Consider the following 10,932-nt stretch of genomic DNA (forward strand, 5'->3'; position numbering starts at 1 on the left):
CGTGTGTTCGGTTGCGGGTAGTCGCTCTCGCGACTACCAGAGCAATCCACATTTTCAATGTGGAATTGCTCTAATGGATAGCGTCAGCCGACCCTACTCCGCCGTCATGCCGCGTTCGAGACTGACGGCCACGGCCTCGCCCTGTGCGCCGCCCCCGGCCATGCGGGCCAATTCGGCATGGCGGTCGTCGGCATCGAGGCGGGTGCAGAGCGTGAAGGTGCTGTTGCCGCGCACCTGCTTGCTGACCTGAAAATGCCGCTGCGCCCGCGCGGCCAGCTGCGGCCAGTGGGTGATGAGCAGCATCTGCCGCTGTTCGGCCAGCCGGGCCAGCTTGTCGGCCAGCTTGTTGAGCGTCATGCCGCCCACCCCGGCGTCCACCTCGTCAAAGATGAAGGTGGCGTTCTCGGCCTTGGGGCGCACGCTGACCAGCGCCAGCAAAAAGCGGGAAAGCTCGCCGCCGGAGGCGATCTTGTCCAGCGGCTGCGGGGCCTGTCCCGGATTGGGGGCCCAGAGGATGCGCACCCGGTCGTCCTCGATGCCGGGCCAGATCTCTTGCGCCACGAGGTCCGGCAGCACGCGCACCTGCTCGGAAAAGCCCAGCTCCCGCAATTCCGCTTCCAGACGGCGGGCAAAGTCCTCCGCCGCCTCCCGCCGCTGGGGGCGCAGGCGTTCCAGCACGTCCCTGAGCGCGGCCGCAAGACGGCCCTCCTCCTTGTCGAGGGCGGAGATATCCAGCGCGCAGGCGTCGAGGAAGGAAAGGTTCTCCTCGATCTCCTGCCGCAGCTCCAGAATTTCCTCCATGCTGCGGCGCAGCTTGCGCTTGAGCTGGGCCAGCTCGTAGAGGCGTTCCTCCACGCTGTCCATGTCGGGCAGATCGTCGGGCACGGGCGGACGGCGCAGCACGCCGCTCAGATGCTGCAACTGCTGCCGCACGGCCGTGACGGCCTCGGCGTCGGCCTGCAAGTCCTCGTTGCCGTGCGCCATCTGATGCAGGAGACGTTCGAGCCGGGCGAGCCTGTCCAGCAGGCCCGGTTCCTCCTCCCCGTGCAGGAGGCTGAGGGCTTCCTCATACTGTTCCCCGGCCTGCTCGGCGGCGCGGGCCTGCGCGCGCACTTCCTCAAGGCGTTCCTCCTCGCCTTCTTCGGGAGCCACCTTGTCGATCTCCTGCTGCTGCATCTCCAGCACGTCGCGCTTGTCGGCCAGCCCGGTCTGCCGCTGCCGCAGTTCCTCGCGGCGGGCCGCCACGTCCCGCAGCTGACCAAGCAGCTCCTCCTTCTTCTGCAAAAGGGCCGCATCGGGCATGGCGCTTTCCATGAGGCGGGCCTGGAAGGCCGGTTGCAGGAGCTGCTGCTGCCCGTGCTGGCTGGTGTGGACCAGCAACTCGTCCCGCAGACGGCGCACGCTCTCCTGCGAGCGCAGACTGTCGTTGACATACAGGCGGCTGCGTCCGGTCTCGGCCAGCAGTTCACGCCGGATGATGCACTCCTCCCCGCGCAGGAGGAAGAGCGCCTCCACCTGCGCGCGTTCCGCGCCGGGACGCACCATGTCCGCCGCCAGCTTGTCGCCCAGCAGGAAACCCAGCGCCTTGAGGATGAAGCTCTTGCCCGCGCCGGTCTCGCCGGTGAGCACGTTCATGCCCTGCGCGAAATCCAGCTCCATGTCCTCGATGAGCGCCAGATTGCGGATCCTCAGATGTTCCAGCATCGCCCTCCCCTCACTGCTTGAGACGCGGGTCCAGCCAGTCGCGCAGGCTTTCCCCCAGCAGATTGTAGCCCAGTACCGTAACGAGGATGGCCAATCCGGGATAGAGCGAGAGCCACGGCGCGCACTCCAGCACGGTCTTGCCGTCCTGCAGCATGTTGCCCCAGGTCGGGGTGGGCGGACTCATGCCGAGCCCGAGGAAGCTCAGGCTCGATTCCACAAGGATGGCCCCGGCCACGCCCAGCGTGGCGGTGATGAGGATGGGGGCCAGCGCATTGGGCAGGATGTGCCCGAACAGCATCCGCGCCGTGGAGCAGCCCGCCAGCCGCGCGGCGGCCACGAATTCGCGTTCGCGCAGACTGAGGGTCTCGGCCCGCACGAGGCGCGCGACGCCCATCCAGGAGGTCAGCCCGATGACGATCATGATGTTGGCCAGACTGGGTTCCAGAAAGGCGATGACCGCCAGGATGAGGAAGAAGGACGGGAAACAGAGCATGACATCCACGCCGCGCATGATGATCTCGTCCACCCAGCCCCGGAAATACCCGCTGATGAGGCCGAGCACCGTCCCGATGCTCACGGAGATGCCCACGGCCACGAAGCCCACCCAGAGCGAGGCCTGCCCGCCGTAGAGCAGACGGGAAAAGACATCCCTCCCCAGCCTGTCCGTACCCAGCCAGAACTCGGCACAGGGCGGCATGAGGACGGCGTGGCCGTGCTCTTGCGCGGGATCGTAGGGCGCGATGAGCGGAGCGCACAGCGCGGCAAGGGACATGACGAGCACGATGCCCAGTCCCAGCGTGAACATGAGATGGCGTCCCAGACAACGGCGCAGCACACGGGGCATCATGCGTTTTTCTCCTGTGCGGAACGGATGCGCGGGTCGGCCAGTCCGTAACAGAGGTCGGCCAGCACGTTGCCCGCCAGCGTGAGCACGGCCCCGAGCACCAGATTGCCCATGATCATGGTGTAGTCACGCGCCATGACCGCGGCATAGAAGAGCTGCCCCAGTCCGGGCAGGGCAAAGATGGATTCGATGATGACGCTGCCGCCGATGAGGCCGGGCACGGACAGACCGAGCAGCGTGATGACCGGCAGCAGGGCATTGCGCAGGGCGTGCCGCAGGATGACCATACGCCCGGTCAGCCCTCGCGCCTGCGCGGTGAGGATGTAGTCCTGCCGCAGCACTTCCAGCATACAGGCCCGCATGTAGCGCGACATGCCCGCCAGCGACCCCACGGTATACACGAGGATGGGCAGGGCCAGATGGCGCATGATGTCCACGCACTTGCCCCAGAAGGAAAGATGCGGATAGTCCAGCGAGGTCAGCCCGGATATGGGCAGCCATTGCAGCTCCAGCCCGAAAAAGAGCATGAGCAGCAGGGCCAACCAGAAGGACGGCATGGCGAAACCCAGAAAGACCAGCAGGGTCACGCCCTTGTCCAGCCAGGAATTGCGGCGACAGGCCGACAGGATGCCCAGCGGCACGGCGATGCAGAGGGTGAGCAGCAGCGAGACCACGTTCATGCCCACGGTCAGGGGCAGGCGTTCGAGGATCTTGTCCAGCACGGGCCGGGCATCGGCGGACATGGACACGCCGAAATCCAGCCGCACCATGCGGGAAAGCCAGTCCAGATACTGGACGTGGAGCGGCTTGTCCAGCCCATAGAGGGCGTCGAGCTGCCGCCGGGCCGCCTCGCCCGCCAGCGGGTTGAGCGTGGTCTCCATGTCCGTGGGCGAACCGGGCGCCAGATGGATGACCACGAAACTGATGATGGTGATGCCCCAGAGGACGAGCAGCATCCAGAGCAGCTTGCGGCCCAGACGCAGCAGGAACCGACGGCCGCCCCCCGTCCGGGAGCCGGAAGAATGCGACACGCTGCCCATGTGCCTATTCCGTACGGGTCATCCACTGCCGCATGTCGTTGACCTCCCGCAGCCAGTCCGCCGACAGGCGCAGCCGCAGGAAGCGCTGGAACAGACTGTCCAGCAGGCCGGTGCAGACTTCCAGCAGGTAGATCTTTTCCAGCAGGAGGGCGTCGGGATCGTCATCGTCGCCGCTCTTTTCGATCTTGGGCGTTTTCAGACTGTTGAGACTGAAATCCTCGGCCCGCAGGCTGACCTGGAAGGCCAGCTCGTCCTTTTCCAGCCGCACCAGCGCGCGGGAGACCTTCTTGCCCGTGCCCAGTCCGAAACGGGCTTCCCGCAGGGGAGAGAGCGCCCCGGAGACGGAAGCGGTCTCCTGCGCCTCGCCCTCGCCGCCCTGCACGACGATGCGCTGTTCCATGCTCACGGCAAAGGGCGCGCCTGTCGCGTCCGTGAAGGCCCCGGGGGCCACGTCGCTCTGATACCAGAGCCAGGTGAGGAACTCCTTGCCGAGGATGCTGTCCGTGGAGTCGCTGATGGTGCTCATTGTTGCCCTCCTCAGGCGTTGACGGCAAATTCCGTGGGTTCCATGCGGTCGAGGCGGCTCATGGCCTCCTCATCCAGCAGCGTCTCGGCCAGACTGTAGGGCGTGAGCTGCTCCAGATGCACCTCGAAGCTCTGGAGGAAGAACTCCATGAACAGATCGATCATCCTGCTCTGCGTGGAGGCGAACCAGACTTCATTCCTGACCGTGTTCCAGATGACGTTGAACTCGGCGGGCACAGGCAGGAAACGCTGCCGCAGGCGCAGCAGCACCTGCTCCTTCAACTCCTTCTTGCGCTCGCGGGAGATGAAGTTCTTGCCCTGCGCCTGCATACGTTCCTTTTCCTCGCGCAGGGCCAGCGCCAGATGCTTCTTGATGACCCCCGCCGGGATGCGCCGCGTGTCCAGACGCAGGGAAAAGACGTAATACGCCCCCTTCTGCGGCGGCGCGGCGCGCCATGCGCTGTCCAGCATGTCCTCGAAGCAGACCCAGCCGTGCGCCTGCATCTCCGGCAACTCGTCGATGTCCTGAAAAGCATACTGCCGGAGCTTGTCGGGCACGGCGCTCCACTGTTCGTCCGTCAGGCTGTCCAGCACGCGAAAGCGCGTAAAGCTGCAACTGGAGTTGGCAAATCCCATATCCTGTCCTCCGCATACGGCGGTTGGTTGTCCATCCGGCCCCGGCCTCGTCGCCGGGAGGCGTCGCCCCCCTGTTGTACGCAGGGGCGCGGCGTCTGGCAAGGCATCACGTCTCAGGCCAGCAGCAGACGCCGCAGGTCGTCCACCGTATCGCACAGGTGGTCCGCGCCCGCGCCCGTCAGTTCCTCGCGGCTGCCGTAGCCGTAAAGCACCCCCGCGCACGGCAGGCCCACGGCGTGCGCGCCCTCCACATCATGATGGCGGTCGCCTATCATGAGCGGACGAGCCTCCGGCGGCAGCTCCGCCAGCCCCAGCGCATAGCGCAGCACGTCCGTCTTGTCGTGGCGCGGACCGTCCAGCTCCGCCCCCGCAAGGACGCTGAAATACGGCAGCAGGCCGAAATGCTCCACGATGATGCGGGCAAACGGCTCCGGCTTGGCCGTGGCCAGATGCACACGACAGCCCGCCGCCGCCAGATCGGCCAGCAGCCCGGCCATGCCGGGATAGACGCTGTTCTCGAACATGCCCCGCTCCCGGTAATACTCCCGGTAGATGCGCAGGGCCGTGCGGGCCTTGTCCGGCTCCCCCGGGAAATACCCGGCAAACGACTCCAGCAACGGCGGCCCGATGAAAAAGTTCAGGCTCTCCCGCGGCGGATGCAAGCCGAAATGCGACAGCGCCAGCTCCACCCCGTTGAGGATGCCGGGCGCGGAATCGGTCAACGTGCCGTCCAGATCAAAAAAACAGTCCGTGAAACGTGCGGTCATGGTCTCTCATCAGCGCCGTGTGAGTTGGCAAGATCATCCCAGCATGGCGCGAAGATACGCCTTGACTTCTTCCGCGATTTGAGCGGCGGTCTCACCTCGCGCCACGCATCTCTCCGCCCATTCTCGCCCGGGATGAAGGGTATCCCATTTGGGACGCGCTCCACCATACCTCCCTTTCCCGGGATCATGGTTGCCAAAACCATCAATCAATTTATTCCAAATGGGGGAAAATTTTGCAATCAGCAAGGATTCTCCCAATGGAATCCAAATGTCGTCCACAACAAGAAAACGACAAAAGAAATCTTCAATTTTCAAATTCGCGACAGCATCAATACTCTCAGCATGTTCCCGCAGACGCTTGTAAAGAGCCTGGCCCGGTGAGGAATCCAGACCAAAGTTTCCTTTCCTCGCACCGGGGGGAACCGCCTTACCCACATAAATTGGATTACTGAACGCATCTTTTCCATTATTTTCCGTCAACAAGGCATAGGCTTCAAAATCGCCCACATAATAGATCGCATAGATCCCAGCCCCATCAAACGATTCCAGTTCGCCAAGAGGCCGCACTTCGCTCTGAAGCATGGCATCAGCCACACTCCCGCCAAGATTGACCTTATCAAGGGGATTGTATGGTTTGATTTCCATCATGCGCCTCACTGCACAATGCGTTCAAGTCGCCTGCTTTCGGCTTCAAGCAGTTTTTCCGCCACGCTGCCGGCCATGAGTCGGGCCAAAGCCACCGGCACGGCATTGCCCAATTGCCTCATCGTTTCCGTCCAGGAACCATGAAAAACATAGGTATCAGGAAAGGTTTGCAGCCTCGCGGATTCTCTCACCGTAAAATATCTGACAGAACCATCCGGCATCACAAGCATATTTTCTCCTCCAGGGACACCGTGGCCACCCGCCTTGAGTGTTTTTGCTGGCAGATCCAGCGGGCTTCCCGTATGACCGGCATATATTTTCGCCCCTGGTTGAAAAATATGATTACTGTAAAATGAATCACCTTTATGGGGTTCGGGAATGCCCTGAAGCGCATCACGAACCGTGATCCAAGGCTTCTTGGAAGGCTTTTCAGTGACACACTTCATCTTTTCAATATTTTTCTTGAGTTTTTCGCTCAAAATATAATTTTTACTTCCATTTATTTTATGGCGTTCCCAGTATTCACCGTTTACCCACTGTGAATAAAGCAGACTTTCCAGCGAATGACTCGGCTCGGGAAAAGACCAGCGAACACCGAGGTCATGCCGAAAACCTACGATAAAAACTCTTTCCCGGCGTTGAGGAATACCATAATCGGCCGCATTGACGACTCGAAAGACCACATCATATGTAACGCCATCCACTCTTCCAGATGTTTTTTCTTCTTCCAGACGAGAAAAGTGCTCACTCCAACTTTCATTTGGATAGCGTGTCAGCTCTGGATAGCTGAGTTGAAGAATCGTATATTGTAAATAATTCGCAAAAGAAGCGCGTGTCAGTCCTTTGACGTTTTCCACAAGAAAGGCTTTTGGCTTCAAGCATCTCACCACATCAATCGTTGTTGGGAACATATCACGCTTGTCCGAGTGGGCTTTGTGCTTCCCTCCCAGAGAGAAAGGCTGGCAAGGAGGGCCTCCCGCCACAAGATCAATGTCATGAAGAGATGAAAAATCAAAAGAGCGAACATCTTGTTCATATAGCGGCCAATCCGCCACTAATGGATTTTGGCGCAACTGATTTTCACGAATGGTATCACACGCCCACTTATCCCATTCAATAACCGCCTCATGGGTAAAACCCGCGAAAGCCACCCCCAAAGCCAATCCCCCCGCTCCAGCGAACAGTTCCACAGATTTCATACCACCGCCTATGATCATTTTTCCATATCGTTTAGAAAACAACGAATCTTTTCTTGCAAAGCAACCTTGTCCTTTAGCGTACATTCCCAGAGAACCAGTACTTTCCAACCCATTTGTACCAATTTTTCCTGATTTTTCACATCCCTCAGACGATTTCCTTCCAGCTTTGGGATCCAAAAATCAAGGCGGGTTTTGGGGAGTCGCTTTCCGTTTGGACAATCATGCCTATGCCAGTAACAACCATGCACAAAAATCACGGTGCGATATTTGGGCAATACGATATCAGGCCTACCAGGAAGATCAGCTCGCTGGAGGCGAAACCTGTAACCCATTCCGTGCAATAGGGAGCGCACAAGTTTTTCCGGGCGCGTATTCCGCCCTTTCACTCTCCCCATTATCCAGCTTCTTTTTTCTTTACTGACGGAATCCATTGTTGCCCGGCCAGTTGAATGGCATTTCAAGCGCTCCGCCCACCCCTTGGCCAATACGAATCGCCGTTCAAGTTACACGGTACGGCTCCCCCGTCGCCTGACATCGCCCTGAAACCGCATATGGCCCAGATAATACATGAGGGAAGGGATCCCCTTCCCCCAAACACGCCGACAAGCTCTAGTTGAACAGTTCGCGTTCCGGGACGGCATCCTTTTGCCTGCGGTCTTCCACTTCCACGCCCTTGGGCGGGGTGAAGCTGAAGGCCGAGGCGGGAACGCCGCTGTTGGACTTGAAGTCCACGAAACGCACATCGTTATGGTTGCCGTAAAAATCGACGATGTCCGCACGGCGGATGAGGTAGTCGTTCTCCACCCAGATGACGGCCTCCACCATCTGCGGGCTGGGGTCCTTGGGATAGAGACGCACCTTGCGCAGACCGCCTTCCTTGCCCTCTTCCGTCAGGTCGAAATCCCGATCAAGGGCGGACTGGCCCGTCAGCACCTGGATGATGCTGCGCGAATCCTGCACGAGGTCCGGCGGATAGCGGTAGGCCACTTCCTCGTCAGGCAGATAGTCCCAGATCTCCTTGTCCGTGACCACAAGGGTCTCCGGGGTGGGGTCTTCCGTCTCCCAGCGGATGAGCAGCGGTTTCTTGAAACGCAGGGTCCCCTTGCGCTTTTCGACGTTGCCGCTTTCCTTGTGGGTCAGGGTCTGTTCAAAGGTGGCCGTGAAGTTTTGCAGGCTGTCGTAGCGCTTGCGGATGCCGTTCACGATGTCGGACGGCGCGGCCTGCGCCCCGGCCGTCATGGCCGCCAGCAGCAGAAGGGAACACAAGATCGGGAAAATGCGTTGCCGCATACGGTTTTTCTCCTTTTTGGACATGGGGACTCGAATACGGACGGCGCGGCAGGCTCTCCCACGACTTCCGCCGCGGGGCATGTCCGCGCCACGACGGCACGAAAGGCTTGCGCCGTATGGCCGCCCTCTTCCGCTGTACGCAAAAAGTCCGGCAGGGGCAAGCGCGGCAGGCGCGCCTTTTCCACGACCTGCCGGAGCAAATGGAAACAAATCGTAAGGTATGATGTAAAACAGATGTAAACCTTACACGAACATGATGCGCTTTGTCGTGCGCGCTTTCCCCTGATAGAACATTTTCAGTTTGAAACGCTTCGCCTTTCAACCCATACGGCCTGACGTTTCACGGAAAAAGGCGGCTTTTCGCTTGGTTTCGGCCGGGCGGCGCTGTGCTGCCGCCTCGTGTTCTGCCTTTTTCGACGGCAAAACAGTCTACCGGGGGACGGTCAGACAAAGGAGCGGCCTGCGTGCCGCGTTCGCCGTGCATCCGCCCTGATAAAAGCGCGCTGGGGAAGGGATGGGGGGCTTGGGGGGAAGGGGAACACCTCCCGCGCAGGCGGAGGGGTTCCCCTTTCCCCCAAAACAGGCCGTGCCTGTCAGGCGACGCAGGAGCCTTACAGGCATCGAAGCAGCGCGAGGGGTTCCCCTTCCCCCCAATCAAACTATCCTGGCCCCTATTTGACCACGGCACGCGGCTTGCTGCCGGAGGCGGGGCCGATGATGCCGTCCTGTTCCAGCTGTTCCATGATGCGGGCCGCGCGGTTGAAGCCGATATTGAAGCGGCGTTGCACCAGCGAGATGGACGCCTTGCCCTGTTCGGTCACGAAGGCCTGCACTGCCGGATAGACGGGGTCGTTGGCCGCATTGCCGCCGCCCCCGGCGCGTCCGGCGCCTGGTCCCGCGCCTGCGGCTTCCAGTCCCCAGGAGGCAAAGTCCACCTTGTAGGAGGGGCTGAGGTGGCGTTTCCAGTACTGGACGACGTTGTGGACTTCCTCGTCGCTGACGAACGGGCCGTGCAGGCGTTGCAGCTGGCCGCCGCTGGGCTTGAAGAGCATGTCGCCGCGCCCGAGCAGATGTTCCGCGCCCGCCTGATCGAGGATGGTGCGCGAATCGTGTACCGAGGCCACCTGAAAGGAGATGCGGCAGGGGAAATTGGCCTTGATGAGGCCGGTCACCACGTTGACGCTGGGGCGCTGGGTGGCGAGGATCATGTGGATGCCTGACGCGCGCGCCAGCTGGGCCAGCCGCACGATGCTGGTCTCCACCTCGCGTCCGGCGGTGAGCATGAGGTCCGCCAGCTCGTCGATGACGATGACCAGATAGCTCATGGGTTCCAGATCGCGCAGATCGTCCGGCAGGGCATCGCCGTAGGAGGCGAGTTTCTGATTGTATCCGGCGATGTTGCGCACGCCCAGACGGGCCATGGCGTCGTAGCGGCTGTCCATCTCGTGCACGGCCCAGTCCAGCGCGTTCTTGGCATCGGACATCTCCTTGACCACAGGATGCACGAGGTGCGGCTCGTCGGCATAGACGGCCATCTCGATGCGCTTGGGGTCCACGAGCAGCAGCTGCATCTCCGAGGGCTGGGTGCGGTACAGCAGACTGAGCAATATGCCGTTGAGGCAGACGCTCTTGCCCGCGCCGGTGGCCCCGGCCACCAGCAGATGCGGCATCTTGGCCAGGTCGGCCAGCACGGGCCGTCCGGCGATGTCCTTGCCCAGCACCATGGTCAGCGGCCCGCAGCCCTTGCGGAAAGCCTCGCTGGCCACCAGTTCGCGGAAATTCACGGTCTGGCGTTCGGTATTGGGGATCTCTATGCCCACGGTGTCCTGACCGGGGATGGGAGCCTGTATGCGTACGGCGATGGCCTTGAGCGCCAGCGCGATCTCCCCGCTCAGATTGGCGATGCGGTTGACGCGGATGCCCGGAGCGGGCCGCACTTCGTACATGGTGACCACCGGGCCGGGCGTCACGCGCACGAGCTCCGCCTGGATGTCGAAATCCCGCAGGCAGGACATGAGGGCGCGAGCGCGTTCCGGGTCCTCTATAGGACGCACGGCGTCGGGCGCGGGCGGCGACAGCAGGTCCAGTCCCGGCAGGGGGACGGGAGCCTTGCGGCCCAGCGCGGCCAGGGTCTTTTGCGTGGCCTGCTTGACCGCTTCGCCCACGACCTGCCCGGCCGCGGCCACGGGCGATGCCGGAGGCGTCGCGCTGCCGGGGGCCGCCGTGACCGGCGGCACAGTGGGCGCATTGGCCGTGATGTCCAGAGGTTCGGCGGCCTCTTC

At 61.8% G+C, this 10,932-nt stretch carries 11 protein-coding genes; all 11 read right to left on the reverse strand.

Annotation, left to right across the window (positions count from 1 at the left end; genetic code table 11):
- Positions 1-93: 93 nt before the first annotated feature.
- Entirely contained in the window at positions 94-1,704 is a 1,611-nt protein-coding gene (locus Q0K00_RS09885) for an AAA family ATPase (protein WP_297229070.1), read from the reverse strand.
- A 10-nt stretch (positions 1,705-1,714) separates the two neighbouring features.
- Positions 1,715-2,551 (reverse strand): ABC transporter permease, encoded by an 837-nt coding sequence (locus Q0K00_RS09890; protein ID WP_297229072.1) that lies wholly within the window; start codon positions 2,549-2,551, stop codon positions 1,715-1,717.
- Positions 2,548-3,588, reverse strand: coding sequence for an ABC transporter permease (locus tag Q0K00_RS09895; protein ID WP_297229074.1), 1,041 nt, complete (start codon positions 3,586-3,588; stop codon positions 2,548-2,550). The genes Q0K00_RS09890 and Q0K00_RS09895 overlap by 4 nt, the downstream gene beginning before the upstream one ends.
- A 4-nt stretch (positions 3,589-3,592) precedes the next feature.
- Entirely contained in the window at positions 3,593-4,114 is a 522-nt protein-coding gene (locus Q0K00_RS09900; RefSeq protein WP_297229076.1) for a hypothetical protein, read from the reverse strand.
- 11 nt (positions 4,115-4,125) lie between these two features.
- Entirely contained in the window at positions 4,126-4,749 is a 624-nt protein-coding gene (gene rdgC, locus Q0K00_RS09905; RefSeq protein ID WP_297229077.1) for a recombination-associated protein RdgC, read from the reverse strand.
- A 113-nt stretch (positions 4,750-4,862) separates the two neighbouring features.
- Complete coding sequence (locus Q0K00_RS09910; protein ID WP_297229079.1) at positions 4,863-5,516, reverse strand: HAD hydrolase-like protein; 654 nt, start codon at positions 5,514-5,516, stop codon at positions 4,863-4,865.
- 33 nt (positions 5,517-5,549) lie between these two features.
- The gene (locus tag Q0K00_RS09915; RefSeq protein ID WP_297229081.1) at positions 5,550-6,164 is read right to left on the reverse strand and encodes an Eco29kI family restriction endonuclease; all 615 of its coding nucleotides are present in this window, start codon (positions 6,162-6,164) and stop codon (positions 5,550-5,552) included.
- A gap of 5 nt (positions 6,165-6,169) precedes the next feature.
- On the reverse strand, positions 6,170-7,360 hold the full coding sequence (locus Q0K00_RS09920; protein WP_297229083.1) for a DNA cytosine methyltransferase: 1,191 nt from the start codon (positions 7,358-7,360) through the stop codon (positions 6,170-6,172).
- A 14-nt stretch (positions 7,361-7,374) separates the two neighbouring features.
- Positions 7,375-7,791, reverse strand: a complete 417-nt coding sequence (gene vsr, locus Q0K00_RS09925; RefSeq protein ID WP_297229085.1) for a very short patch repair endonuclease — start codon at positions 7,789-7,791, stop codon at positions 7,375-7,377.
- A 178-nt stretch (positions 7,792-7,969) separates the two neighbouring features.
- Positions 7,970-8,650: an outer membrane lipoprotein chaperone LolA gene (lolA, locus tag Q0K00_RS09930; protein ID WP_297229087.1), complete on the reverse strand. Its 681-nt coding sequence runs from the start codon at positions 8,648-8,650 to the stop codon at positions 7,970-7,972.
- Positions 8,651-9,321: 671 nt separating this feature from the next.
- Positions 9,322-10,932, reverse strand: a 1,611-nt coding sequence (locus Q0K00_RS09935) for a DNA translocase FtsK (RefSeq protein WP_297229089.1), incomplete at its 5' end; no start/stop codon positions are given.

This window comes from uncultured Desulfovibrio sp. (genome assembly GCF_944327235.1).
Classification (GTDB): domain Bacteria; phylum Desulfobacterota; class Desulfovibrionia; order Desulfovibrionales; family Desulfovibrionaceae; genus Desulfovibrio.

Bases quoted from the DNA above. Each gene is read 5' to 3' on its own strand.
- Q0K00_RS09885 (WP_297229070.1), bottom strand. From the start codon at position 1,704: ATGCTGGAACATCTGAGGATCCGCAATCTGGCGCTCATCGAGGACATG.
- Q0K00_RS09895 (WP_297229074.1), bottom strand. From the start codon at position 3,588: ATGGGCAGCGTGTCGCATTCTTCCGGCTCCCGGACGGGGGGCGGCCGT.
- Q0K00_RS09900 (WP_297229076.1), bottom strand. From the start codon at position 4,114: ATGAGCACCATCAGCGACTCCACGGACAGCATCCTCGGCAAGGAGTTC.
- Q0K00_RS09910 (WP_297229079.1), bottom strand. From the start codon at position 5,516: ATGACCGCACGTTTCACGGACTGTTTTTTTGATCTGGACGGCACGTTG.
- vsr (WP_297229085.1), bottom strand. From the start codon at position 7,791: ATGGATTCCGTCAGTAAAGAAAAAAGAAGCTGGATAATGGGGAGAGTG.
- Q0K00_RS09920 (WP_297229083.1), bottom strand. From the start codon at position 7,360: ATGAAATCTGTGGAACTGTTCGCTGGAGCGGGGGGATTGGCTTTGGGG.
- Q0K00_RS09890 (WP_297229072.1), bottom strand. From the start codon at position 2,551: ATGATGCCCCGTGTGCTGCGCCGTTGTCTGGGACGCCATCTCATGTTC.
- rdgC (WP_297229077.1), bottom strand. From the start codon at position 4,749: ATGGGATTTGCCAACTCCAGTTGCAGCTTTACGCGCTTTCGCGTGCTG.
- Q0K00_RS09915 (WP_297229081.1), bottom strand. From the start codon at position 6,164: ATGATGGAAATCAAACCATACAATCCCCTTGATAAGGTCAATCTTGGC.
- lolA (WP_297229087.1), bottom strand. From the start codon at position 8,650: ATGCGGCAACGCATTTTCCCGATCTTGTGTTCCCTTCTGCTGCTGGCG.